The organism is Pseudoalteromonas sp. Scap25 (assembly GCF_013394125.1).
Lineage (GTDB): Bacteria > Pseudomonadota > Gammaproteobacteria > Enterobacterales > Alteromonadaceae > Pseudoalteromonas.
Map to the genome: position 1 here is coordinate 768,427 of NZ_CP041327.1, position 25,297 is coordinate 793,723.

Below are 25,297 nucleotides of genomic sequence, written 5' to 3' on the forward strand. Positions count from 1 at the left end.
TGAATTTTTTAGTCGCTGGTAGTGGGGTTGTATGAAAGCGAAAATAATTGAGTTGCTTACTAATAATCCAGGGTTAAAAGGTAAAGAGATAGCTAGAAAACTAAGCCTTGAAAAAAAGAGCGTAAACTCTTTCTTATACCATGACAAAAGCGGTACTTTTATTGAACGAAAAAATGAATGGTTTTTAGCTAATATAGGTGTCGTACTTCGATTTGAAAAGAGTGGTTGGCTAACTACTTGTGACTTTGAAGCACTTCTCAAAGAAGGAAGTGATGTTTGGTGTGACTCTGTAGAAATTGTAAGGTTTGAGTTTTATAATTGCTCAATACTATTAGGTGCTATTTCCAGGCTATTATCTTTAGTTAATCAGTTAGCATCTATAGGTAAGCACGTTACTCTTGATTTTACTGGGTGCACTAAATCATTTTCATATTTGTGTAGAATTGGATTATTTGAAACTTTTCATGAGTCAGTAACTGTACTTCCTGAGAGAAAAGATAGTTCTTCTCATTATGGTAGTAATAAGAAAGTAATGGAATTCGTTTTAATACCAGCTGAAACACAGCAAACGAACTTACCTGTAAAGCTAAAAAACTCGTTTATCGAATTAGCGGGTGAGCAACATTCCAATGCGGCATTTGGTTTTATAGCTGAATTTATTAACAATATTATTGAGCACTCACAAACTCCAACCCCAGGAGTGGCAGCACTTCAAGTCTATGGTAAAAGTAAAAATAGGACGAAAGTTCAGACTGTTTTTTCTGATAGCGGAAAAGGTATCATTGGTACGTTGAGGCCTGTTTTAGCCAAACGATACCCTCAATTGCATAATAAGTATCCTCCGAACAAGGAAAATTCAGACATCCATTTATTAAATGAGGTTCTGCAGTCTGGCGGTGTAAGTGGTGCCAATGATGCTAATTATTTAGGCCGAGGTCTAGGACTTAAACTTAGTGCGAAACAAGCTGCAAAGTTTGATGCAACAATTTGTGTAAGACAAGAAACATTTGAACTTACGTTAAAATATGTCGATGGTAAGCTTGATGAATCCAATTATAGCTCAGATCTCAAAAAAATATCTGGAACCCATATATGTTTTGACTTTTTTCTGCATTAGTATGCTAGAATCTCGTTAAATAAATATAATTAATCAGAACGAATTATGTTGATAAAATTATTAGATATAACAACCGATGCCCTCCCCAATGGGAATGTTAAGGGTAAGGATGTATATTCTAAACTACATAAAATGATTGAGTCCCGACAAGAGCTGGATACATTTGGGGTTTCACTAAAAGGTATTGAAGCTACCGACGCTTCTTTTCCGCGAGAAAGTGTTATGGCTTTAGCAAAGCACTACAGAGGAGAAAAGTTTATCTACCTCACAGATCTTCAGGATGAGGATTTAATTGATAATTGGACTTATGGTGCTATTGCCAAAAACCAACCTATGACTGTTTGGAATCATAAAAAGGTATTTTTCATAGGGCCTGATATGGCTAAATCTGTTAAAGAACTGACAGATTTTTTAATAATTAAGCAAAAAGTAACAACTAATCAAGTTTCTACTCATTTTGATATTACAACGCAAAACGCAAGCACTCGCCTCAAAAATATTTTCAAATTGGGCTATGCCAAAAGAGTTGAAGAAATAGCTGAATCTGGTGGTAAAGAGTTTGTCTATAAATTAATTAAATAAATCTGGTTAAAAAACTTTATTTAATCAGATTTGTGAGTTAACCTTATTCTATTAACCAAATCCCTAAGGTCTGGTTAAAAAAATATTATTAATCAGAACGAGGTTCCAAATGAAAACTTACCACTTATTTATTTCCCATTCATGGAATTATGGACATCAATACAGCAGCTTAACTACCTTACTTAGAAATAGAGCGCTTTTTAACTTTAGGAATTACTCTGTTCCTGAATCAAATCCTATTATTGGAGCAAGAACCGATAAGCAGCTTGAGGCGGCTATTGAGAATAAAGTTAAAGCTAGTTCAGTAGTAATAATAATGACGGGCGTGTACTCAACTTATAGTAAATGGATAAATAAAGAAATCGCTATAGCTAAACGTTTAGGAAAACCAATTTTAGCTGTAAAACCATATGGGGCAACGAATATGTCTTCAGTAGTTAGAGGTGCAGCAGATGAAATATGTAACTGGTCGACTGAAAGCGTTATTTCAGCAATTCGTCGTTTGGCTTAAGGGAGATAAAAAAATGAGAAAAGCTCTTTTTATAGGTGTAAACGGCTATACCTTCATTAACCCATTAAGTGGCTGCAATAATGATGCAATAGAGATGGCTTCTGTTTTAACAAGACATGCATCAGGTACTCCTAATTTTCACAGTAAAACTTTGACTACTGCAGAAGATAATCTTAGTAGGCATACTTTAGAAGCATCAATTCAAGAGCTGTTTTCAGGTTCTTGCGATGTTGCATTACTCTATTTTGCTGGTCATGGTTGTTTCGATACAAATCTTCATGAAGGAATGATTCTGCCCCAAGATTATAGAAATACAAGCGACGGTATTCGTGTAAGTGACATTCTTACTTGGGCTAGTAATGCAACTGAGATAAAAAATAAAATTATTATTCTTGACTGCTGTGAAGCTGGCGGAGCTGGAGAAAGTAAGCAATTGAAAGGTGGCTCAAGCATAATTAGTGATGGTATTACTATCTTAACGGCATGTAGAAAAGATGAGTATGCACAAGAGTGTGCCGGACATGGCGTTTTCACTAGACTGTTACTTCAAGCATTGCACGGGGGGGCTGTTAATGTTCTTGGTCACGTTACCCCCGGTAGCTTATATTCTTTTGTTGATAATGCACTTGGTCCTTGGGAACAACGACCTGTTTTTAAAACAAATGTTTCTGAGTTTATTTCTTTAAAAGAGCACACACCACTTGTACCTTTAGAAACACTGAGAAGATTACCTGAATGGTTTCCTGAAGCTGAGTCTGTATTCGCTTTGACACCAGCTTATGAGCCTGAGCACCCTGACTTTGATCCTAAGTTGGGAGAAGTTTTTTCTCAACTGCAGCAATGTAATAGGCATAGTTTAATAGAGCCTGTCGATGCTGAGCATATGTACTTTGCAGCCATAAACTCTAGAGGATGTCGTTTGACTGCTCTAGGATTTTATTACCGTGAATTAGCAAAGAAAGGACATTTTTAATGAGTGTATTTATTAGTTATAAACATTTAGATCGTGATTTAGCTATGCAAATTGATCGTCGATTGAAGCTTGATAACATTACTACTTACTTAGATGTTCTAGATGCCGAATCTCAATCGACAGTGGATATAACAACAGTTATTACAAAGAATATAGCAAAGTGTACTCACTTAATTGCTGTAGTATCGAAAGAGACTGCTACATCTTGGTGGGTCCCTTTTGAAATCGGTGAGGCAACAATATCAGCTAAACGGATTGCTTCTTATCGTTCTAGCTTTAGCCCATTACCGGAATATTTAGAAATGTGGCCGAAAATGGATAGTATGCAACACTTGGAATTATTTATTGCAGCATATAAAAATGAGCAGCGAGAATCAGTTTATAATCGTAATATGTTTGAGTCCGTAGGGTCTGTAGGAGTTAAATCTGCAAGCGACTTCCATAGTACGTTAAAAGCTAAAATTCGCCGTGGGTATTAAATTATTTGAACACTACATTTATGCCAGTTGTTGGAAATAGCTGGCATAAATAATAGTTGTAATCTCTTTATCTGCCAAGAAATGATTTTTAATTTTTATTAGAAATTAATGTAGGTAATTTTTGGAGTTTTATTTGCACATAAAATAAGATTAATATCAATTGGTTGCCATATTTTTCCTGATTAGCTTACATTTTACACGCGAAGTTTTACAGGTGCAGCCGTTGAAATGCGCGACAACCCCAAGCTTGCAAATGTACCGCTGGCAATTGGCGGTAACAGTCGCCGTGGAGTGCTCTCTACCGCTAATTATATTGCCAGAGAATATGGTGTGCGCTCTGCTATGTCTAACTATCATGCCAAACAGCTTTGCCCCGATTTAGTTATTGTGCCGGGGAGAATGGCTGTTTATAAACAAGTATCAACTCAAATCCGCGCTATATTTAACCGCTATACTGATCTTGTAGAGCCTCTTTCACTTGATGAAGCGTACCTAGATGTTACCGACAGTACTGCATTTAAAGGCAGTGCAACGTTAATTGCTGAGCAGATCCGCACCGATATTTTTAATACCACAGGGCTGACCGCTTCTGCGGGGATTGCGCCAATTAAATTTATAGCCAAAATTGCTAGCGATGAAAATAAGCCCAATGGCCAATTTGTAGTATTGCCTGAGCAAGTTGACTCGTTTTTAGCCCAATTACCACTAGGTAAAATTCCAGGAGTGGGTAAGGTAACCTTGGAGAAGCTTAATTTAAAAGGGTTGTACACGGGCCAAGATGTTCGCGAAAAAGGGGCTAATTGGATGCAGCAACATGTGGGAAATTTTGGTGTGTCGTTATATCAAAAATGTATGGGAGAGCATATAGGGCGGGTTTCAACTGAGCGGATTCGTAAGTCATTGAGCGTGGAGCATACTTATGAATACAACAAAAATAGTCTTGATGAGTGCTTGGAGCAATTACCGCAACTGCTAGGTGAGCTCGAGGTTAGATTAAACAAACAGCAGCTACAAAATAAAATTAACAAGTTAAGTGTTAAAGTTAAATTTGCTAATTTTGTTGTGACCTCAGCAGATCAAGCGAATCATCAATTAAACACGGCTATTTTTAAAGAGTTACTCGCCAAAGCCTATCAACGCGGATTACAACAACCTGTGCGTTTATTAGGAATAGGTGTTGGCATTAAAAACCAACCAGAGCATAATTTACAGCTGAGTATTTTAGACGTGTAAAAGCTGTAACTCTAGGTTGCCAGTAAGTATGCAGATTACCGCAGTTTACTGGTTATAAATTGCTAAATAAATAATAATAGGGGCTACGTTTTCTAACAGGATCCTTTTTTATGGCATATCCAAAAGCAGTGTTGGCTCAGCCAGTTAGTGCAAGCCTAGATTGTGCATCACACGATGCACTAATTATTATCAGCGATGACTTTTCTCACATACCAAATACGCCTCTGCGCGATGCAATTTTAAATCAAGCTCAAGTAGACTCTCGCATAGGTAATCAAGTTACCTTGCTAGTAATTGCCGGTAAACGTGTTGTATTAGCCCCAACAGGCCCTTTAAATAGAGATTATGATGATGTACGTCGCTATTTTGATGCGGCTAAATTAGCCATTAACGAGGCTAAAGCGTCAGGCAGTGTTAACCCCGCTATTTACTTACCTGCTTTAAATACCAACAGCCGTTACCAACACGCGCTGGAAGTGGCCTATTTAGGCGCATGCCAAGCATTATGGCAGCCTCTTGAAGCACGTGAATTTCATGGTCATGGTATTGAGCCAATTACTCAAATCGGTTTAATTGATGCCAATGAACAAACGATTAAAGCAGTCAATGCATTAGCAGCTGGACAATATGCTGCACGTGATTTATGTGGTACCGAGCCTGAACGTATGGCACCACCACGCTTTGCTGATTACTGTAGCGAACTATTTAATAATAGCGCAGTGAGCGTTGATGTGATTGATGACTTGGCTGCCATTGATAAACACTATCCGATGCTAAGTACTGTTGCTCGTGCATCTTATGCAGTAGAGCGTCATCATCCACGCGTTGTTAAACTTGAATATGTACCAGAGGGTGAAGTAACGCGCACACTGATGTTTGTTGGTAAAGGCTTAGTTTATGACACAGGCGGTGCAGATTTAAAAGTAGGCGGCTACATGGCAGGTATGAGTCGAGATAAAGGTGGTGCGGCTTCTGTGGCTGGATTTATGAAAGCAGTTGCTGATTACCAGCCTAAAGGCGTTAAAGTGATTGCCTTTTTAGCAGTGGTACGTAACTCAATTGGTTCAGATTGTTTTGTTCCTGATGAAATCATTACTAGCCGTGAAGGTGTGCGAGTGCGCATTGGTAACACTGATGCCGAGGGGCGTCTAGCGATGGGTGATTTACTTAGTGAAATGAAAGATTTGGCTGTAAACGAAATAAATCCAACGCTGTTTACTGTGGCTACTTTAACAGGGCATGCTGCACGTGCGATGGGACCATATGGTGCTTATGTAGAAAATGGGCCAGCACGTAGTGCTAATATTTCACGTCAATTAGCTGATTGTGGTGATTTATGGGCTGACGGTGCAGAAGTATCACGTTCACGTCGTGAAGATTATGACTTTATAAAACCACGCACTTTAGCCGATGACGTACTTTCTAGTAATAATGCGGCTTCTGCCGTCACAGCGCGCGGTCATCAATTTCCTATGGCATTTTTAGCTGTGGTAGGCGGGTTAGATAAGCATGGTAATGAGTCTACTTTACCACTTCCTTATGTGCATATGGATATTGCCGGTAGTGGTGTTGAAGGTGGTGATTGGCAACATGGTAAACCAACGGCAGCATCAGTAAGCAGTTTATTTGCCCGCTACTGTTTATAATTATCTATAAATAAGTCTAAAAAGCCCTGAAAATCAGGGCTTTTTAATTGGTGAAAGGTATTAATTAACCTGAACTTTGGTTAAGAGGTTTACTAACGCATTGAATCAAAATGATATTTATGTTTAATTTTCTCTAGCTTGAGATAGATTTATTATCCGGAATTCAGGTTAACTCAGCTTAAAGCGCGATACCACGCTAGATAATTCAACACTGCTTTGTTTGAGTTTGTCGCTGGCAAGGGTTAAATCCTTCGTATTACCTAATGATTGCTCCGTTGATTGCGAAAGATCGTTAATTCTTAAGTTTACTTCATCTGCGGCCGATGTTTGCTGCTCTGTTGCTCTTGCAATTTGGCCGTTCATATCGGTGATCACCGCTACTAACCTGTCTATTTCATCCAGTGATGTATTTGCTGAAGAGGCTTGTTCAACCGTAGAAATAGAAATTTCTTGGCTAGATTTTACCGCCTCAACTGCGGCTTTAGCGCCTTCTTGCAGTTTAGCTATCATGGCTTGAATTTCATCAGTGCTTTTACCCGTTCGACTTGCTAAGGTTCTTACTTCATCGGCTACGACGGCAAAGCCTCTACCATGCTCACCTGCCCGTGCAGCCTCAATGGCTGCATTGAGTGCCAACAGGTTAGTTTGCTCTGCAATACTTCTTATTACATCAAGCACCGAGCCAATATTATTACTCTCTTGAGCAAGATCAGCGGTTACTTTGCTTACGGTTTCTATATTACTCGAGAGGGTTTCAATGGCGATAATCGTTTTAGATACCACATTTTTACCCGTTGATGCATTACTGGCAGTATCATTTGCGGCTTGTTCAGCGGCTTCGGCATTACGGCTAACATCATGAATTTGATGAGTCATTTCCTCCATTGCAGCGGCTACTTGGGTGCTACTGTCGTTTTGAAGCTCAATAAACGACTGGCTGGTTTTGCTAGAATCATCTACAGCATGGGCATGCTCGTTTACATCGTTTGCGCTTTTGGCGACTAGTACTAAAGACTCTCTAATTTTAGAGACAAATAAATTAAATGATCTCGAAAGTTGAGATATTTCATCATTACCATTTTCGTTGAGAGTACGAGTTAAATCCCCCTCACCTTGAGAGATATCTTTCATCATCTGCGCTGCTAAACGAGTCGGCGTTAAAATGCTTCGGCCAATAAAGTAGCTAAATAACACCACCACAATAATCATAATAACAACGTTGATTATGATGATAGTGCGCTGCTGCGAAAAGGCACTGTCTATGGTATCAAGATAAACTCCCGAGCCGATTATCCATTGCCACTGATCAAAACCTTTAACAAACGCAATTTTATCTACGGGGTTGTCATTACCGGGCTTTGGCCATTTATAAGGCACATAACCTTCGCCGGATTGTTTTACAACGCTAACCATCTCAACAAATAACGGGGTGCCATCAGGGTCTTTATTATTAGTTAAATCTTTTCCCTCAAGAGCTGGCTTTATTGGGTGCATTACCATGGCTGGCTGATAATTGTTGATCCAAAAATAGTTAGTATCATCGTAACGCAATGAGCGTATTGATGCGATTGCTTGAGACTGTGCTTGTTGGCGAGTAAGAGTTTGGTTTTGTTCAAGGGCTGCATAGTGCTTAATAGTACTATATGCAGTTTCTACCACATTTTTAGTTTTAAGGTATTGCTCGTTTTTGAGCGCTTGGTATTGGTTACTCAAGCTCGAAATACTCAATACAATTAAACCAAATATTACAATCCCTACTAAAATGGCTAGACGTTGAAATATAGTAAAACGACGGAGATTTAGCATAAACATGTTCCTGTATAAGAGCATTACTTCTCTTTAATAAGCATAGTTAAAATATAGGCTAATAGAGCTTTATTTTCATAATATTGAATTTTTATATTTAGTTGTTAGCGGTTAATTTAAATACAATACAAGTTGCGCGCTCAGGCTTAGATTTTTAGTTACCCTATGCTTAAATGGATTTAATTATTGTTTGTTGACGTTTCAATATATCTTATTTGCATAAAAAAAGGCTGATACTTGTATCAGCCTTTAGTCGAATAACTTAGTTAGTTTGTATTAAAATTACGGTTAAAGAAGTTAGTAATAGTTTGATGTAAATGAGTTTGAACTTGTTTACCGCGAAGACTATGTTTTGAGCCTGGGTAAGTCATCATTTCAAACTGTTGATTGTTATCTTGCAGCTGTTTAAACAATTTTGTTGCATGGGTAAACAACACGTTGTCATCGGCCATACCATGGTAAATCATTAATGGGCCTTTAAGGCCTTCAGCATATGGGAAAACAGCACTGTCGGTATAACCTTGCGCATTTGTATCAGGGTGACCCAAGTAACGCTCGGTGTAGTGAGTATCGTATAAGGCCCAGTCAGTTACAGGAGCGCCAGAAACACCGGCACTAAAGTAATCGCCTGCTTTAAACATGGTCATTAGCGCCATATAACCACCGTAGCTGTGACCATAAATACCAATGCGTGCAGGGTCTACGTAATCAAGTGTACGTAAAAACTCAACGCCTTTAATCTGATCAGCTACTTCAACAACACCTAAATTTTTATATATTGCATCTTCAAACTTTTTACCACGATTGTAAGAGCCGCGGTTATCTAGTTGAAAAATAACATAACCTTGTTGCGCCATATATTGAAAGTATAAGTTTTTACTACGCCAGCTATTAGTTACTCGCTGAGCATGAGGGCCGCCATACACGTTAACAATAACTGGGTGCTTTTTACCCTTAGCCATGTTTGTAGGTTTAAATAAACGGTAATGCATAACTTGGCCATCTTTAGCGGTAATAGTACCGTACTCAGGCTTTGCTAAATCGGTTAAAAAGGGAGTTAGTGGGTGAGAGTCGTCTAGTTTATTCTCTTCAAGCCACGTAATAAACTCTCCATTGATTTTGCGCAGTGCTGCTGAATTTGGCTTATTCACCGATGAACTAGTGTCAATGAAGGTTTTGTTATCTTTTGCCAGTACAACATTGTGGTATTGGCCTTTTTCAGTAATGCGCTTAATTGCCCCTTTTTTAAATAAAGGCGCACTGTATAAGTGACTTTCAAGCGCAGTATCTTTACGCGCTGCAAAGTAAACTATACCATTTTTTTCATCTACGCCTTTTAAGCTATCAACAACCCAGTCACCAGTAGTTATTTGACGAATAAGTTGGCCATTATTAGCATACAAATAAAGGTGCTTAAATCCATCTCGCTCCGAGGCCCACACAAAATGTTTTTTATCTTTTAAAAACTCAAGATCAAAATGTAGGTTTATCCAAGTATCGCTTTTTTCAGTTAATGCGACGGTTTGCTGTTTCGTTTTACTGTTGTAAAAGCGTAATTCTAAATTGTGCTGAGAACGATTTTGCCACTGGTAAGACAGGGTGTTGCTATCGTTTAACCATTTAGCACGAGCGATATAAATATCTTTATCTTCACCTAAGTCAACCCAGTCAACTGCTTGGTCATTAAGTTTTACAACACCAAGTTGAATGTCAACATTGTTAGTGCCAGTAAATGGGTAACGCTGATTAAATAGCTTTACTTCATCAGCATAAATTTCGTTACGAATTGCTTCTTGAACAGGGCTTTCATCAACGCGAGTAAAGGCGATTTTAGATTCATCATTTGCCCACCAATAACCGGTCATGCGGCTCATTTCTTCTTGCGCCACAAATTCGGCCATACCGTTTTTAATAACGCCACCGCCATCTTTACTTAATTGAATTTCTTTACCAGATGCCAGTTCTAATGCGAAGAGGTTTTGCTCACGAACAAACGACACAAAATTCCCTTTTGGAGAAAAGCGCGCATCGGTTTCAAATGCTTCAGTGTTAGTCAGCTTTTTACTATTTTTTGTTTTTAAGTCGAAGTAATAAAGGTCGCCATTAAGAGGAAATAATAACGCTTTACCATCTTTTGACCATTTGTATTCAAGAATACCTTTACCAAAAATACGCTGGCGTTCACGGCGTGCTTTTTCTTCATCTGACAGGTTTTCTGGGCCTGAAAATAATTGCGCTGAATCAACGAGCAATCGATTGGTGTTATCTTTTAAATTATATTCCCATAAATCATAGCGGTTATAGTCATCTGCTTTACCTTGTAAGTAGGTAACACGGCTACCATCGGGAGAAAACTTAAGTTGTACCGGAGATTTGCCAGCTAAGCTTGGATCATCAAATATGCGCTCAAGCGTTAACGGCTTTGCTTGAGCGCTTAACGCGCCCGCCATCAGGGGGATTGCCAGTGAGAGGTGTTTTAGTTTTTTTAACACAGGATTGCCTTTACTTACATAAAATTACCCCCGATGGTAAAGCACAAGCGTGTGCAACTGCAACTAAATGCTATAAAGTGTGAAGTAAAATAACCTAAGGATTTAACATGCGCGAAACATCATTTACCTTAGCCCCAGAGCTGACAAGAGATTGTATTGAACTGGCCGATTGGCCTCTTTGTAAGGTATTACTACTAAATGACAGCCAATACCCATGGTTTATATTAGTTCCTAGAATAGCGGGTTTAAAAGAGATAATAGATTTAACCGAGCAGCAACAAATCACTTATTTACAAGAGTCGGCTAAGCTCAGCCATTTATTAATTGAGGTGTTTAATCCTGATAAGTTAAATGTGGCCGCGCTTGGCAATATGGTTCCGCAATTACATATTCATCATATAGCGCGTTTTAAAACAGATATTGCATGGCCTGCGCCGGTATGGGGCAAGTTTCCAAGTGTCCCTTATACTAATGAGCAGATAGAGCAATTAAAAACGCATTTTTAAAATCAGAATGGGTTACTTTGAGGAGATAGTATGAAATTAATAAAACAACTCTGCACTAGTGTATTTATAGCAGCCATTGCTGTTTCAACAGTAATAGCGAGCGAGCAGCCGGTAGCTACGGATGTAGTAAATAACGTTAGCATTAAAAACTTTGCAGCACATAACAACCTGATTTTTTCAGCAGCGCAACCGACTAAAGAGCAGTTTAAGCAATTATCGCAAGCCAAGGTAAAGCATGTTATTAATTTACGTGCAGCAGATGAGCAAGACTGGGATGAAGGCGCGTTAGTCAACTCTTTAGGAATGAGCTACCACTTAATTGAGATTGCGGGTGCAAAAGACGTAAACACTGATAATGCAAAGCAGTTAGCCAATCTTTTAGAGCAACTTAAAGGTGAGTCGGTGGTTGTTCATTGTGCAAGTAGCAACCGTGTTGGCGCGTTAATGGCTATTTCAGCCCATCAGCAAGGTACAGATATAAAGTATGCGATTGAAATCGGTAAGCAGTGGGGAATGGCAAGCCTTGAACCGGTTGTACGCAAAGTGATGAATGACAAATAAGCATTCTGATAAGTAATAAAAAAGCGTTACAATGTAACGCTTTTTTATTTAATTAGCTTTTGTTAATTAAGGCCAAGCACATCTTTGCCTTGTTTAAAGGTCACATCTACAGGGATGTTCGCTTTGCTTAACTTTTCTAAATCTTTAGCAAGTTCCGCTTTAATATCGCCATGAGTGGCAATAAGTTGATCTACTTTTTCGTAATCACCGTCACCTTGTAGAGTTAAAATAAGGCGCGATAACTTTGCCATAGCATCCCCCATTTTATCCATGTTGATGCTATAAAGCCCGTCTTCATTTTTAGAAAAAGCACCTTCTTGAGCAAAAAAGTTAAAGCGGATCATGTTTGCTTTACCATGTGCACTTGAGGCACCGAAACGCACTGAGCGGAAAATACCCGCCATAAAGGTGGTGTAGTAATCTTCTAACGTCCCTTCAGTGATCTCACCTTTTTTAAGTAACTGTTCAACCATGTATAAACCAAGAATATCGGCTTTACCTTCTTCTAAAGCACTAGCGTGTTCTTGAAGTGATTGGCGAACGGTACCTTTACCCGTTAAGGTGTTTTTAATCCCTAAACCGTGAGCCACTTCATGGAACATGGTATTGGCAAAAAATGCATCAAAGGTAATGTGTTTGCGTTGCTCTGGCACAATTAACTGCTCTGAGATAGGCACTAAAATTTTATCAAACTTCGCACGCATTGCGTTTTTAAGCTGTAAACGACGTGTGCCTTTTTCTAATTGCACTTGCTCATCATTGGGCAAGTTAATTGCAATGGTTTTACTGCCAGCATTTGAGTGCCCAGCATAATAAACAACATCATAGGCATTTAAGTCGGCATCTGAGCCCGGTACTTCTTGCTTGTATTTGCTATCGACAGGTAAGCCTTTTTGCAGCTCAGGTAAAAACGCTGCAAATTTCGCTAGTCGCTCGCTCCACTTTAAATCTTTAATAAGAACATACGATTCATAAGCTGCGCGGTAACCAAATAATTGGTCTTCGTAGTTTTCAATTGGGCCAATAACCACATCAATTGGATTATTTTTCATATCCATCCAAGCGAAGTCAGAGGCTTGGAAGTCATCGCTTTGTATTGCGTCAGCTCGTAAGTTTAAGTAGTTGGCGAATTCTTGATCGTCGGCTAGTTTGCTGGCTTCTCTAAGTAACTCTGCAGCTTGAGCAAGCTCTACTGCATACTCTTCTGAATAAGGTGTGCTGTATAAATTACCAAGCTCATCGCGTTTAATCAGTGAGTAAAGACCTGTTTTATCTTTTACATCAGCGTTAGTAAGCTCTTCTTTGGTGATGTCGGCTGGGTAAAAGCCTGCACCAAGCGGTTTTTCTTTATAGCCTGATAAGAATACTTCATCGCCGTTTAAGCGATCCCATGGGCCATAGTTAATATCAGCAAACTGACGTACTTTTTCATCATCTAGTTGTGCTAAAAAGTCTTTTTTATCTTTACCAAATGCTTGCTTCCAGAATAAATCATCCATAATTTTTGAAGCATCAATAAGTTTAGCTACCATAGCTTTTTGATTGTCAGACAAGTGTGATAAGTCACTTTGTAAACTAAAGTCTGTGTATATGTCTAAGCGTTGACGGTCAATATTAATAAGCGCTGGCCCAGAAGGCGTTTGAGAAGCCGTTGGCGCTGAGCTTTGCGGCGTATTACTTGAAGACGGTGCTTGCTCAGAGCAGGCACTAAGAAAAACGATGCCAGAGAGCAGTATTGCTTGGCTAATTTTATTTAAGATCATTATATTGCCTTTAAAAAGTCTATTTTATAACTTGTATACTGTAAGTTAAGGTACTGAAGCGTGTTAATGTGCCTTAGCATGTTTGCATTAAAGCAAAACCCACTAGCAAATAGCAAGTATTAGGCGTTAGTGCGCATAAATCAGTGAGGCACTAGTAAATAATCAATAATTATCTACAATTTTTTCTACTTTGGGTATATGTTTAGTACTGCTAAGCTTTGAAATAATTAATAATATAAGACTTGCTGTAAAGTGTAGGTCATTAAGCAAAGGGATATTTTATGTCTACAGAAAATGCCTTACTCACAATTTTGGTTGACAGAATTAACAACGACACACTGGTGTTACCTACGTTACCAGAGGTAGCGATTAAGGTTCGTCAAGCCGCTGACAATCCAGATGTAAATTTGATGCAAATGTCAGATGCAATAGCACATGACCCTGCACTGTCTGCGCGAATGATTAAAGTAGCAAATAGTGCCATTATGGGTCGTGCTGTAAAGGTGTCTAACTTACATCAAGCAGTGACACGTATTGGCTTAAGGCAAATAAAAAATATAGCTACAGCCATGGCAATGGAGCAGCTGTTTGTATCTAATAATGAGCTAATAAAGGGATACATGGGCAAGGCGTGGCAAAAAACGCTGCATGTGGCCTCGCATTCTATTTCATTGATGGAGTTTTATTTAAAAAGAAATACTCACACTTCGCTTAACCGTGATGCCATTACACTAGCTTCATTGGTTTATAATATTGGGGTGTTACCGATTTTAACTGAGGCTGAGCGACACCCAGAAGTGTTTGCCAATCCGAGTTTTTTAGCGCACGCAATTCAACGCTTAAGCGGTAAAATTGGCGGCTCAATTATGAAAGCATGGGAATTCCCAGACGTGTTTGCAGAAGTTGCACAGCACTGGGCTGATGTTAACTATCGCTCTACTGAAGTGAGTTACATCGACTTTATTCGCATTGGTGCAATCCTTGAGGGAACCCTACAAGTATCAGATAAATCTGCGGCGCTACAAACCTATATTGATAAAGGCATTTTTCCTTCATTAGAAATGTTAGAGAGTGAGGAATACTTGCATATGGTTGAAGACGTAAAAGAAATGTTTAGCTAAATTTTTGAACAATAAAAAGCACGATTAGTATCGTGCTTTTTTATTTGTTTAATAAAGCTTTTACGCTAAATCGTCTGCATCACCTAAGCCTTGAGTAAGCTCTTCAAGAAGCAGTTTTATTTCCTCAGATGCAAGAATAAAGTCAGCGTCTAGTTTAACCGCCATATCTTCTTTAGGAATATCGGCATTTTCTTCTTTAAGTGTTTCGCTATAGCTTAAACGTTTAATTGAACCATCGTTTTGTAGCATAAACTTAACGCGTTCTTGCCAATCCAAGGCAAGCTTAGTGACGCGTTTACCACTTTCAAGGTGCGATTTTACTTCGTCACACGCTAAGTCATGGCCTTTAAGCTTAACTTGGGCTCCACTGTCATCCGCTTCTTCAAGCTCAGCATCAGAGCCTATAGCGAAGCCCTCTGGAGTACTAAAGTTAGTAAGCCAGTCAGTTAAAAACACATCTAAATCATAGTTAGCAAACGCAGGAACAACGGGTAGCGTACCTAATGATTTACGTAGTAACGCCAGAAGCTCTTCAGCTTTATTAAAGCTTGCGCTATTAACTACAACCCAACCATTTTCCTGGTCTATGAACGCAAACTGTAGGCTCGACTTTTTAAATGCTTGTGGCAGTAGCGTGTGCAAGATGTTTTCTTTTAATTCATCTTTTTCTTTTTTCTTTACTGGTCGATTTTCTTCAGCTTCAATCTGATCAACCTTCTCTGCAACAAGCTCATTTATTACAGATGCCGGTAACACTTTCTCTTCACGCTTGGCACACACTAAAATGCTTTTTTGTGAAAAGTGAGACAAAGTTTCACCATGTTTACCAAATGCTTTTGTCCAGCCAAATGTCGCCAACTCTTGGCCAGTACATGGACGAAATAGATCTTGTTCTAACGCCTTGTCAAAGTCTTCTTGAGTGTACGAAACGTCTTGTTTAAAGCGATAGCATATAAGGTTACTAAACCACATAGGGAAATGATCCATTTAAAAAATTTGTGCAATCATAGCAATAAAAGCCGCTTCTAGAAACGGCTAATCGAGTTTAAAAAGTGGCAGGGGGGATGACATATTTTTAGGGAACGAAATTCGGTAATGTAACCCTTGGTCGGGTTCACTGCTGACTTCAATTTTGCCATTGAGTGTTTGTTTTACGAGGTTAAAAATAATGTGAGCACCTAAGCCGCTGCCACCTTCATCACGCTTTGTGGTGAAGAATGGGTCAAATAAACGCTTAAGTTGTGCCGGTTTCAACCCGATACCATTATCTTGGTAATTAATGACTAAGTCGTTTTCATCGGTATTTACATCTATGGTAATTTGGCCACTGTTTATATTTTCAAAGCCATGCAGTAATGAATTCATAATTAAGTTAGTAAATATTTGGCTGATCACCCCCGCAGGTAAATTAATAATTAAATCATCAGGGCAATGCAGGCGAATGCTATGGGATGTTTTTTTAATTTGCGGGTGTAAAGAACGTATAACCTCATTAATGTAATCCTTAAAGTTAATGGTTCTTAGCGCCTCACTGGCTTGATCAACTGCGATTTGTTTAAAGCTCGTGATTAAGTCAGATGCGCGCTCTAAATTGTGAGAGAGTAGCTGAGCACTTTGTGCAGCATCATTAATAAAGCTCTCCAGTGCTGAAGAGGATAGCGATTTGTTTTTAAACGCAGTTTCTATTTCAGTTAAACGCTCATGTAAAAATGAAGTCGCAGTTACGCCGATACCAATAGGGGTATTAATTTCATGAGTAATACCCGCCACTAAACCGCCTAATACCGCCATTTTTTCTGAGCCAACAAGCTGCTCTTGCGCAAAGCTTAGTTCATCGAGTGAGTTTTGTAGTTGGGTTTGTTTACTTAGCAGCTCTTGCTCAGTTTGCTTTCGTAGGTCAACTTCTTCAGTTAATACTGCTTTTTGGCGTTCGAGTTCATATTTTTGTTGCTGTAGGTCGATCATTGCTTGGCTAAGGTTTGATGTTTTACGCGCTACATCTTGTTCAAGCTGCAAATTTTGTTGATCTAGTTTTTGATTACTTTCGATTAGGTCATTCTGGGTTTGCTTTAACTCTTTTTTATACTCAACAACTTTAGAGATCAAATTGTTAAAAGAGCGCTCCATTACTTTTAGTTCGTTATTTTCGTCAGTGACAATTTTAACGCGCTGGCCATCGAGCTCTTCTAATTCAAGGTATTCAATTTGTTCAGTAAGTTGTGTGAGTGGCTCCGTTAGCAGCTTTCTAAATGCGATTAAAAACAAGATGATTAAAAAGGTGGTTTTAATCATGGCGTTGCCAATTAAAAAGTAAATAGAGAGCATGATGCGACTAAAGATCACGTCGCGGCTAGAAAATAAAGTCACATCACCTACTTGGGTGGCGCGACCTGAAAATTCAAAAATAAGCGGAAATGTATAACCAAATAAACCTGCTTTGGCGTCTTCTACAATCACGTCTTCTTGGACAAGTTGCTGACTATATAGGTTGTGAATGTTTAGCGCGCGGCCTAATTGAGAAATAATAGCGCCGTTATCATCACGAATAATAACCCCTTCAACCATAGGTATATCAAGTAATCCTTCTGCGGTTGTTGTGGTTTGTTTTATATTTAACTCCCAAATTGCTCGGGTTAGACTTCTACCAAATGTTTTTTGCAGTGTGCCGAGCTCATCGCGTATGTAATCTTTGGTATTAACATACTCTGCGAAGATTTGTCCGCAGGTCACCACAAAAGTCAGTATAAAATAAACCGATAAAACTCGTGTGAGTAACTTTGTTGAAAGACTTTTTTGCGGCATGAGGGACTTGTATTTCCTTTAATTATTCAACTATTAGTGTACGCTTATAAACATTAGTTAATAAATCATTAAAAATAAACATATATTTTATTATATTGTTATTTTGCGATCTTAAATAAGGATTACCTCATGAACTTAACAATCAAGCATAGTGTGTTTCGCTAGTTTGTTTTCAAATTAGGTAGAGTTATTTTGCTAATTTTTATTGTGCATTAATGCACTTTATTGATAACGTTAGTAAAAGATACAGTAAATAACCTGCTCGCTACTTATGTTGGTTATATTTTTGACTTTTTGCTGCCTGAGTAAGCAAATTAATTTTAGCGTGGGTTTAGGTGTTTTATATGAGTTTAATTAAATTGTCATTATGATGCGTTTTTCTATTTTAGTCTGTGATGACTCAACTGTTGCTCGTAAACAAGTGATCCGCTGTTTAAATGAGTGTATTGATGCTGATATTCAACAGGCAACCAATGGTAAAGAAGCCTTGGCGTTATTACACCATAAGCATTTTGATCTCTTATGCCTCGATTTAACCATGCCTGAAGTGGATGGGATTGCAGTGCTTGAGCAGGTCAAAGCAAATAAAATAGAAACTTATGTATTGGTAATTTCTGCAGATATTCAACAAAAAATGCGAGATCGCGTAGCGCAACTCGGCGCAATCGATTTTATTCACAAACCGATTAATAAAGCACAACTTAACGACGTTTTGCATAAGTTTGGCATTTATTAATAAAATTCATGATGAAAAAGACTGTTTTATCTTCTAATTTAGGGTTGACAGAATAGCCTTTGTTAAGGCAGTCTTAAGCTATGAAAACATTTAGTCTTGTAACGACCATTATTATTACAACCACCATTCTTACTGGATAGTGGCATAGGTCGGTGCAACAAATTTAAAGGCCTGTGTTCACTTAGAACACAGGCCTTTTTTCGTTTTATGGAATGAGGAAACATAAAAATGCGCGTTTTAAAATTTGGTGGCTCATCGCTCGCTGACTTTGCCTGTTTAGAGCAAGTAGCTGCTCTAGCTAAGGCACAATTAAAAGATGAAATGTTACTGGTGCTTTCAGCGCCTGGCGGTATGACAGATTCGCTTGTTGCGCTGGCTAGTGCAGCAGAGCAGGGGCTGGATTTCAACCCGTTGTGGGATGCACTTGTTACCCGCTGCAATGCTTTAAAAGCAGCTGTAGAGGAAAAACAAGGAACAGTTCAAAACTGGCCAGACTTTAACGAATTGAAAAATAAGCTTGATGGGGTTGCACTTATTAAGTGTTGCCCAGACAAAATCAGGGCTTTTATTATTAGCTTTGGTGAACGTGTTAGCGTATCGCTAATGCAAAGCTTACTAGCCGATCATAACGCGCATTATTTACAAGCAACAGACTGTATTGTTTCAACGGGTGGACACATTGACGCTGAGGCCGATTTAGTCGCCAGTAAAGCCCGTTTTCAAGCGGTACTAAAAGAGTCGCCAGCAACGGTTTACATCATGCCTGGATTTACTGCAAGTAATGATAAAGGTGAGCTCACAACACTTGGTCGAAATGGCTCTGATTATTCAGCGGCGATTGCTGCAGCGTGTTTAGAGGCGCAAGTGTGCCAAATATGGACTGACGTTGATGGTGTATACAGCGCCGATCCGCGTTATATCAAAAAAGCCACTAAGGTTGATTTCCTATCTTACAAAGAGGCGATGGAGCTTTCTTATTTTGGCGCTAAAGTGTTGCACCCTAAAACTATCCTACCGTGTGCAAAAGCTGGAGTGCCATGCGAAATTAAAAACACTCATAACCCAGATGCACAAGGCTCATTAATTAGTAACGATACGGTATCTGATGAGCCAGTAAAAGCACTCTCAAGCCTACAAAACTTAGCTATGTTGACCGTTTCAGGTCCTGGTATGAAGGGCAAAGTGGGTATGGCATCGAAAGTATTTAATGCATTAGCGCATGATAACGTGTCAATCGTCCTGATCACTCAATCATCATGTGAATTTAGCATCAGTTTTTGTGTTCATGAAAGTGATTTAAACCTAGCGTTAAGTGCGTTGCAAGTGGCCTTTGACTTAGAGTCAAAAGCTGGCTTAATTGAGCCGGTAAATGTGCAACGTAATTTAGCAATAGTAACGTTAGTGGGCGATAACATGCGCGCTCATAAAGGCTTAGCGGCTAAGTTTTTTGCATCGCTTGCTCAAGCACAAGTTAACATTGTTGCTATAGCGCAAGACTCAACTGAAAGCGCTATTTCTGCGGTTATTGACGGTGAGTTGTGTAATGACGCGGTTAAAATCTGTCATGAAAACTTTTTCACTCATGTGCCTTCAATCGATGTGTTTTTATTGGGATGTGGCTTAGTCGGTCAAGAGCTAATAAACCAGCTTGAACGTCAACAAGCATGGCTTGAAAAGCGAAATATTAAATTAAACCTATACGGTGTGGCTAATTCTCGTCAATTACACCTTGATGGTGAAGGCATTGCTTTTGATGATTGGCAACAAAAACTAACGCAATCAGAGCAAGCATTTGATTTAAAATTAGTAGAACAGTTTGTTAAGCAAAACCACTTGGTTAACCCTGTGCTAGTTGATTGTACTTCATCAGATGCCTTGGCTTCGCAATACGTCGATTTTTTAAATGCGGGTTTCCACGTTGTGGCTGCCAATAAAAAAGCCACCACGAGCTCATATACGTATTACCAAGATTTAATAGCAGCTACACATAAAAATAATCGTAAGTTTTTATACGAAACTAACGTAGGTGCAGGTTTACCTGTAATCGATAACTTGCAATCACTCTTTGGTGCTGGCGATGAATTACTTGAGTTTAGTGGTATTTTATCAGGCTCGCTTTCATACATGTTTGGTGCACTAGAAGATGGTTTATCACTTTCTGAAGCAACAATTAAAGCCAAAGAAAGCGGGTTTACAGAGCCCGATCCGCGCGATGACTTATCGGGAACTGACGTAGCACGTAAACTACTTATCATTGCCCGCGAAGCAGGTATGCAATTAGAGCTTAGCGATATTGAAGTGGAGTCGGTGTTACCACAAGGCTTCGCCCAAGGTGACAATGTTGAACAGTTTATGGCAAAGCTACCAAGTCTGGATGCTGACTTTAACGACCGTATTCAAAGTGCAGCGAGTGAAGGTAAAGTACTTCGCTACGTAGGCACAATTAAAAATGGTCACTGTAAGGTCGGAATCGAAGCCGTGGATTCATCACACGCATTAAGTGTAATTCGTGATGGTGAAAATGCGCTGGCTATTTTAAGCCAATACTACCAACCGCGTCCGTTTGTAATTCGTGGTTATGGGGCAGGCTCTGCAGTAACTGCTGCGGGTGTATTTGCCGATATTCTTAAAACACTATCACGCTAGGGGGCGGTTATGATTGAAGTTTATGCGCCAGCCTCCATTGGTAATTTTACGGTTGGCTTTGACTCCCTCGGTGCGGCGTTAGCCCCGATTGATGGCAGCTTGCTGGGGGATGTGGTTACTATTTGTGAAGCGCCTCGTGATGAGTTTATTTGTAGTGGCGAATACGCCCATAAACTCCCAAGCGATGCGAATGAAAACTTAGCGTATCAATGTTTAGTGCATTTTCGTACACATGTAGCACCGAATATGCCAGCCGTAAAATTAGAGTTGAAAAAAAACCTGCCTATAGGGTCTGGGTTAGGCTCAAGTGCTTGCTCTGTTGTTGCGGCATTTGCAGCGCTGGATAAGTTTGCTCAAACTAATTTAAGCCAAGTTGAGTTAATAGAGCTAATGGCCGATTTTGAGGGCTTGGTAAGCGGTGGACGTCATTATGACAATATCACTCCTTGTTATCTTGGTGGCTTACAATTAACGGGCGACTTAATTCCAAATAAATCAATAGCGTTACCTGTTGATGAAAACTGGTATTACGTTGCCGCATTTCCTGGCTTTTCGCTCAATACCGCAAAGGCACGCTCTGTTTTACCAAAAGAGCTAAGTATGCATGCGGGGGTTGAGTTTGCGCAGCGATTATCGGCTTTTAGCAGTTTATTACTGACTTCACGTTTTGATGAGGCGCTTTGTATTATGCAAGACAATATTGCTGAACCACATCGTGCGCCACTAATAAATGGTTTTGATCAAGCCAAACTTAGTTTGCCAGAACTCGGTGCTGAAGTGGTGAGTATTTCAGGCGCAGGGCCGACCTTGTTTAGTGTATGTAAAACGCTTGAAGCGGCAGAGCAATGCGCGCAGTGGCTAGAGGAAAATTACATCAACGAGCAAGGTTTTTGCCATATTTGTAAATTAGATAACGACGGCACGCGTCAATTAAATGTTTTATAGGATAAAGAGTCATGCAATTACATAATTTAAAAGAATATTCACAAAAAGTGTCGTTTGTTGAAGCTGTAAAAACAGGACTAGGGCGTAATCAAGGTGTGTTTTTTCCAGAGTCGTTAGCGCCATTAAGTGATGTTGATGCATTACTAGATATGGACTTTGTTACTCGCAGCGGCAAAATTTTATCGCACCTTATTGGTGACGAGCTACCAAGTGATACTGTTGCCCAGATGGTTAAGAATGCGTTTAACTTTCCGGTTAAGCTGGTGGAAGTTGAAGACAATACCTATTGCTTAGAGTTATTCCATGGCCCAACACTGGCATTTAAAGATTTTGGTGGCCGTTTTATGGCCGAGTGCTTAGCGCAATTTAATCAAGGCGAAAAAGTGACAATATTGACAGCAACATCGGGTGACACCGGGGCTGCAGTCGCACATGCTTTTTATAAAAAACCAAATATTGATGTCGTTATTTTATACCCTAAAGGTAAAATTTCATTAGCGCAGCAAAAGTTATTTACAACGCTTGGTGACAACATTCACTGTTATGCGATTGAGGGTAGTTTTGATGATTGCCAAGAATTGGTTAAAAAATCATTTTTAGATGAAGAGCTAAAATCGAAGTTAGGTTTAAACTCTGCAAATTCAATCAACATTAGCCGTTTAGTTGCGCAGGTGTGTTATTACTTTGAAGCCATTGCACAGCTGCCAAAAGAAAAGCGTGCTACAGCGCATATTTCAGTACCGAGTGGTAACTTTGGTAATGTGTGTGCGGCTATGATTGGCGCTGTTATTGGTATGCCAGTAGGTAAACTAAGCGCGACTACGAACCAAAACGACACAGTACCGCGCTTTATGCTTGATAAAAATTGGACGCCTAATGCGACAATTGAATCGCTTTCAAATGCAATGGATGTGAGTAAACCTAATAACTGGCCGCGAGTACAAACTATGCTAGATAATAACTGGTTTAGTTATGACAATTTTTATTCTGTTAGTGTGGATGAGCAAAGCACAAAATCAGTGATGAAAAAAATTCAACAGCTTGGCTATATTGCAGAGCCTCATACCGCGATTGCCTACCAAGGGCTTATTGAAAATAAAGCAACAGATGCTGCAGGTATCTTTTTAGCGACTGCACACCCAGCTAAATTTAAAGAAAGCGTTGAAGAGGTACTAAATACCGAAATAGCCATGCCAAAACCGCTAGCAGATGCGCTTGCAAAACCGTGTTTAGCCACTGATATGCACAACGATTATGATGTTTTGCGTACAGAATTGTTTAAAAAGCTTGCCTAAAAAAGGCAGATAATAAAAGCGGCTTAGGCCGCTTTTTTTGTCTGTTTATGCATCGCTTAAGACATAACGCATAAGCTATATAAATGTAGTAAATAAAATTCATTTAAAATTGTTATTAGTTTATAAAAAAATATCATCATCAAAATGCTGTGAAATAGTCTCAATCCCTGTTTAAATATCCTCAACTTAAGAGCGTAGGCAAAACGTCGTTTTAAGCGTACAATAAAGCCTCTAAAAAATACCCATACACGTTGCCCAGGAGACCCCAATGTTAGAACGTAGCATGAATATTTCGGACTTTGATCCAGAGTTATTTGACGCGATGAGCAAAGAAACATCACGTCAGGAAGAGCATATTGAGTTAATTGCATCTGAAAACTACTGTAGCCCACGCGTACTTGAAGCGCAGGGTTCTCAGCTGACTAACAAATACGCTGAAGGTTACCCGGGCAAACGTTACTACGGTGGCTGTGAGCACGTAGACGTGGTTGAGCAACTTGCTATTGACCGCGCAAATGAATTATTTGGTACAGATTACGCAAACGTGCAACCTCATGCCGGTTCACAAGCTAATGCTGCTGTTTTCCAAGCTCTTTTAAACCCACTTGATACTGTATTAGGCATGAGCCTAGCGCACGGTGGTCACTTAACACACGGCTCACACGTAAACTTCTCAGGTAAAACATACAACGCAATTCAGTATGGCCTTAACGAAGAAACTGGCGAAATTGATTACGCACAAGTTGAAGCGTTAGCACTTGAGCACAAACCAAAAATGATCATTGCTGGTTTTTCTGCTTACTCAGGTATTGTTGATTGGGCTAAGTTCCGTGAAATTGCAGACAAAGTAGGTGCTTACTTATTTGTTGATATGGCGCACGTTGCAGGTTTAATTGCTGCGGGTGTTTACCCAAGCCCAGTACCATTTGCTCACGTTGTAACAACCACAACACACAAAACATTAGCGGGTCCTCGCGGTGGTTTAATCATCTCTGCGTGTGGCGATGAAGAAATTTACAAAAAGCTAAACAGCGCTGTTTTTCCAGGTGGCCAAGGTGGTCCTTTATGTCATGTTATTGCTGCTAAAGCGGTTGCATTTAAAGAAGCACTTCAACCTGAGTTTAAAACATACCAAGCACAAGTTGTTAAAAATGCACAAGCAATGGTTGCCGTATTACAAGAGCGCGGCTACAAAGTAGTATCGGGTAAAACTGACAACCACTTATTCTTACTTGATTTAATCGACAAAGATATCACAGGTAAAGATGCAGATGCTGCCCTAGGTAATGCGAATATCACGGTTAACAAAAACTCAGTACCGAACGATCCTCGTTCACCATTTGTTACTTCTGGTTTGCGTATTGGTTCACCAGCAATCACTCGTCGTGGCTTTAAAGAAGCAGAGTCAAAAGAGTTAGCGGGCTGGATCTGTGACGTACTAGACAACATCGAAGATGAGTCAGTACAAGCGCAAGTAAAAGAAAAAGTGAAAGCAATTTGTGCAAAATTACCTGTTTACGCTTAATCCAAGAGTAAAATAGTAATTTAGATCACAACTGCACACATTTTTGTTATGATAATGGCCGCTATAATAGCGGCCATTTTTTGTTTTTAAAACGGAAACACACAGTTATGCATTGCCCATTTTGCACCGCCAAAGATACTAAAGTTATTGATTCTCGCCTTGTCGGCGGGGGACACCAAGTACGTAGACGCCGTGAATGTAATGAGTGCCACGAACGATTTACCACCTTTGAAGGGGCTGAATTAGTGATGCCGCGAGTTATTAAGCAAGATGGCAGTCGTGAACCGTTCAATGAAGATAAGTTACTAAATGGCTTAACCCGCGCTCTTGAAAAACGTCCCGTAAGTACCGAACAAGTTGATGAAGTCGTTAATATAATTAAATCTCAGCTACGAGCCACCGGCGAACGTGAAGTGTCTAGCCATTTAGTGGGTGAGTGCATTATGGAAGCGCTGAAAAAGTTAGATAAAGTAGCTTATGTAAGGTTTGCCTCAGTATATCGCTCGTTTGAAGATATACGTGAGTTTGGTGAAGAAATAGCCCGCTTAGGAGAGTAGT

General features: G+C 39.5%; 21 protein-coding genes. 16 read left to right on the plus strand and 5 right to left on the minus strand.

Translation table 11 applies throughout. The features are described from left to right. Window positions 1-31: 31 nt before the first annotated feature. From FLM54_RS03525 to FLM54_RS03555, 7 genes are all read left to right on the plus strand, one after another. A complete protein-coding gene (locus FLM54_RS03525) occupies window positions 32-1,117 on the plus strand; it encodes an ATP-binding protein (protein WP_178955228.1) in 1,086 nt (361 codons plus the stop codon). Window positions 1,118-1,162: 45 nt separating this feature from the next. Continuing rightward, entirely contained in the window at window positions 1,163-1,699 is a 537-nt protein-coding gene (locus FLM54_RS03530; RefSeq protein WP_178955230.1) for a DNA-binding protein, read from the plus strand. Window positions 1,700-1,808: 109 nt separating this feature from the next. Further along, the gene (locus tag FLM54_RS03535) at window positions 1,809-2,210 is read left to right on the plus strand and encodes a TIR domain-containing protein (RefSeq protein WP_064665414.1); all 402 of its coding nucleotides are present in this window, start codon (window positions 1,809-1,811) and stop codon (window positions 2,208-2,210) included. Next, a complete protein-coding gene (locus FLM54_RS03540) occupies window positions 2,152-3,183 on the plus strand; it encodes a caspase domain-containing protein (RefSeq protein WP_218648494.1) in 1,032 nt (343 codons plus the stop codon). The genes FLM54_RS03535 and FLM54_RS03540 overlap by 59 nt, the downstream gene beginning before the upstream one ends. After that, window positions 3,183-3,662, plus strand: a complete 480-nt coding sequence (locus tag FLM54_RS03545) for a toll/interleukin-1 receptor domain-containing protein (RefSeq protein ID WP_178955232.1) — start codon at window positions 3,183-3,185, stop codon at window positions 3,660-3,662. Before FLM54_RS03540 ends, FLM54_RS03545 begins: the two co-directional genes overlap by 1 nt. 228 nt (window positions 3,663-3,890) lie before the next feature. Then, the gene (gene dinB / locus FLM54_RS03550; RefSeq protein ID WP_178955243.1) at window positions 3,891-4,895 is read left to right on the plus strand and encodes a DNA polymerase IV; all 1,005 of its coding nucleotides are present in this window, start codon (window positions 3,891-3,893) and stop codon (window positions 4,893-4,895) included. Window positions 4,896-5,005: 110 nt separating this feature from the next. After that, window positions 5,006-6,541: a leucyl aminopeptidase family protein gene (locus FLM54_RS03555; protein ID WP_178955245.1), complete on the plus strand. Its 1,536-nt coding sequence runs from the start codon at window positions 5,006-5,008 to the stop codon at window positions 6,539-6,541. A gap of 168 nt (window positions 6,542-6,709) precedes the next feature. Here FLM54_RS03555 and FLM54_RS03560 read toward each other — a convergent pair whose 3' ends face one another. Together FLM54_RS03560 and FLM54_RS03565 are read right to left on the minus strand one after the other, a co-directional pair. Continuing rightward, window positions 6,710-8,347 carry a methyl-accepting chemotaxis protein gene (locus tag FLM54_RS03560; RefSeq protein ID WP_178955247.1) on the minus strand — a complete coding sequence of 546 codons (1,638 nt, stop codon included), beginning with the start codon at window positions 8,345-8,347 and terminating at the stop codon, window positions 6,710-6,712. Window positions 8,348-8,613: 266 nt separating this feature from the next. After that, on the minus strand, window positions 8,614-10,839 hold the full coding sequence (locus FLM54_RS03565) for a S9 family peptidase (RefSeq protein WP_178955249.1): 2,226 nt from the start codon (window positions 10,837-10,839) through the stop codon (window positions 8,614-8,616). Window positions 10,840-10,946: 107 nt separating this feature from the next. Here FLM54_RS03565 and FLM54_RS03570 point away from each other — a divergent pair, with 107 nt between their 5' ends. Together FLM54_RS03570 and FLM54_RS03575 are read left to right on the plus strand one after the other, a co-directional pair. Continuing rightward, complete coding sequence (locus FLM54_RS03570; RefSeq protein WP_010390912.1) at window positions 10,947-11,345, plus strand: HIT domain-containing protein; 399 nt, start codon at window positions 10,947-10,949, stop codon at window positions 11,343-11,345. A gap of 30 nt (window positions 11,346-11,375) precedes the next feature. Beyond that, the gene (locus FLM54_RS03575; protein WP_178955251.1) at window positions 11,376-11,906 is read left to right on the plus strand and encodes a hypothetical protein; all 531 of its coding nucleotides are present in this window, start codon (window positions 11,376-11,378) and stop codon (window positions 11,904-11,906) included. A 62-nt stretch (window positions 11,907-11,968) separates the two neighbouring features. Here the strand turns inward: FLM54_RS03575 and FLM54_RS03580 are convergent, their stop codons facing one another. Beyond that, window positions 11,969-13,669, minus strand: coding sequence for a dipeptidyl-peptidase 3 family protein (locus FLM54_RS03580; protein ID WP_138605190.1), 1,701 nt, complete (start codon window positions 13,667-13,669; stop codon window positions 11,969-11,971). A 281-nt stretch (window positions 13,670-13,950) separates the two neighbouring features. Between FLM54_RS03580 and FLM54_RS03585 the strand changes: the two genes are divergently transcribed. Then, entirely contained in the window at window positions 13,951-14,790 is an 840-nt protein-coding gene (locus tag FLM54_RS03585) for an HDOD domain-containing protein (protein WP_138605188.1), read from the plus strand. Between the two features lie 60 nt (window positions 14,791-14,850). Here the strand turns inward: FLM54_RS03585 and rdgC are convergent, their stop codons facing one another. Together rdgC and FLM54_RS03595 are read right to left on the minus strand one after the other, a co-directional pair. Then, window positions 14,851-15,762, minus strand: coding sequence for a recombination-associated protein RdgC (gene rdgC, locus FLM54_RS03590; RefSeq protein WP_109875483.1), 912 nt, complete (start codon window positions 15,760-15,762; stop codon window positions 14,851-14,853). 63 nt (window positions 15,763-15,825) lie between these two features. Then, entirely contained in the window at window positions 15,826-17,592 is a 1,767-nt protein-coding gene (locus tag FLM54_RS03595) for a sensor histidine kinase (RefSeq protein ID WP_138605186.1), read from the minus strand. A gap of 367 nt (window positions 17,593-17,959) precedes the next feature. Here FLM54_RS03595 and FLM54_RS03600 point away from each other — a divergent pair, with 367 nt between their 5' ends. The 6 genes from FLM54_RS03600 (at window position 17,960) to nrdR (ending at window position 25,296) form a co-directional block, all read left to right on the plus strand. Beyond that, window positions 17,960-18,328 carry a response regulator gene (locus tag FLM54_RS03600; protein WP_138605184.1) on the plus strand — a complete coding sequence of 123 codons (369 nt, stop codon included), beginning with the start codon at window positions 17,960-17,962 and terminating at the stop codon, window positions 18,326-18,328. 228 nt (window positions 18,329-18,556) lie between these two features. After that, window positions 18,557-20,974 carry a bifunctional aspartate kinase/homoserine dehydrogenase I gene (thrA, locus tag FLM54_RS03605; protein ID WP_178955253.1) on the plus strand — a complete coding sequence of 806 codons (2,418 nt, stop codon included), beginning with the start codon at window positions 18,557-18,559 and terminating at the stop codon, window positions 20,972-20,974. Between the two features lie 9 nt (window positions 20,975-20,983). Further along, the gene (gene thrB / locus FLM54_RS03610) at window positions 20,984-21,919 is read left to right on the plus strand and encodes a homoserine kinase (protein WP_008112008.1); all 936 of its coding nucleotides are present in this window, start codon (window positions 20,984-20,986) and stop codon (window positions 21,917-21,919) included. 11 nt (window positions 21,920-21,930) lie between these two features. Next, window positions 21,931-23,214 (plus strand): threonine synthase, encoded by a 1,284-nt coding sequence (gene thrC, locus FLM54_RS03615; protein ID WP_178955255.1) that lies wholly within the window; start codon window positions 21,931-21,933, stop codon window positions 23,212-23,214. Between the two features lie 268 nt (window positions 23,215-23,482). After that, the gene (gene glyA / locus FLM54_RS03620; RefSeq protein WP_028834925.1) at window positions 23,483-24,739 is read left to right on the plus strand and encodes a serine hydroxymethyltransferase; all 1,257 of its coding nucleotides are present in this window, start codon (window positions 23,483-23,485) and stop codon (window positions 24,737-24,739) included. Window positions 24,740-24,846: 107 nt separating this feature from the next. After that, window positions 24,847-25,296 carry a transcriptional regulator NrdR gene (gene nrdR, locus FLM54_RS03625; RefSeq protein WP_010390928.1) on the plus strand — a complete coding sequence of 150 codons (450 nt, stop codon included), beginning with the start codon at window positions 24,847-24,849 and terminating at the stop codon, window positions 25,294-25,296. The last annotated feature ends 1 nt before the right edge of the window (window position 25,297 follow it).

Bases quoted from the DNA above. Each gene is read 5' to 3' on its own strand.
- nrdR (WP_010390928.1), top strand. From the start codon at position 24,847: ATGCATTGCCCATTTTGCACCGCCAAAGATACTAAAGTTATTGATTCT.
- FLM54_RS03595 (WP_138605186.1), bottom strand. From the start codon at position 17,592: ATGCCGCAAAAAAGTCTTTCAACAAAGTTACTCACACGAGTTTTATCG.
- FLM54_RS03575 (WP_178955251.1), top strand. From the start codon at position 11,376: ATGAAATTAATAAAACAACTCTGCACTAGTGTATTTATAGCAGCCATT.
- FLM54_RS03535 (WP_064665414.1), top strand. From the start codon at position 1,809: ATGAAAACTTACCACTTATTTATTTCCCATTCATGGAATTATGGACAT.
- FLM54_RS03560 (WP_178955247.1), bottom strand. From the start codon at position 8,347: ATGCTAAATCTCCGTCGTTTTACTATATTTCAACGTCTAGCCATTTTA.
- glyA (WP_028834925.1), top strand. From the start codon at position 23,483: ATGTTAGAACGTAGCATGAATATTTCGGACTTTGATCCAGAGTTATTT.
- FLM54_RS03545 (WP_178955232.1), top strand. From the start codon at position 3,183: ATGAGTGTATTTATTAGTTATAAACATTTAGATCGTGATTTAGCTATG.
- FLM54_RS03555 (WP_178955245.1), top strand. From the start codon at position 5,006: ATGGCATATCCAAAAGCAGTGTTGGCTCAGCCAGTTAGTGCAAGCCTA.
- rdgC (WP_109875483.1), bottom strand. From the start codon at position 15,762: ATGTGGTTTAGTAACCTTATATGCTATCGCTTTAAACAAGACGTTTCG.
- FLM54_RS03540 (WP_218648494.1), top strand. From the start codon at position 2,152: ATGAAATATGTAACTGGTCGACTGAAAGCGTTATTTCAGCAATTCGTC.
- FLM54_RS03530 (WP_178955230.1), top strand. From the start codon at position 1,163: ATGTTGATAAAATTATTAGATATAACAACCGATGCCCTCCCCAATGGG.
- thrC (WP_178955255.1), top strand. From the start codon at position 21,931: ATGCAATTACATAATTTAAAAGAATATTCACAAAAAGTGTCGTTTGTT.
- thrB (WP_008112008.1), top strand. From the start codon at position 20,984: ATGATTGAAGTTTATGCGCCAGCCTCCATTGGTAATTTTACGGTTGGC.
- FLM54_RS03585 (WP_138605188.1), top strand. From the start codon at position 13,951: ATGTCTACAGAAAATGCCTTACTCACAATTTTGGTTGACAGAATTAAC.
- dinB (WP_178955243.1), top strand. From the start codon at position 3,891: ATGCGCGACAACCCCAAGCTTGCAAATGTACCGCTGGCAATTGGCGGT.
- FLM54_RS03600 (WP_138605184.1), top strand. From the start codon at position 17,960: ATGATGCGTTTTTCTATTTTAGTCTGTGATGACTCAACTGTTGCTCGT.
- FLM54_RS03525 (WP_178955228.1), top strand. From the start codon at position 32: ATGAAAGCGAAAATAATTGAGTTGCTTACTAATAATCCAGGGTTAAAA.
- FLM54_RS03570 (WP_010390912.1), top strand. From the start codon at position 10,947: ATGCGCGAAACATCATTTACCTTAGCCCCAGAGCTGACAAGAGATTGT.
- FLM54_RS03580 (WP_138605190.1), bottom strand. From the start codon at position 13,669: ATGATCTTAAATAAAATTAGCCAAGCAATACTGCTCTCTGGCATCGTT.
- thrA (WP_178955253.1), top strand. From the start codon at position 18,557: ATGCGCGTTTTAAAATTTGGTGGCTCATCGCTCGCTGACTTTGCCTGT.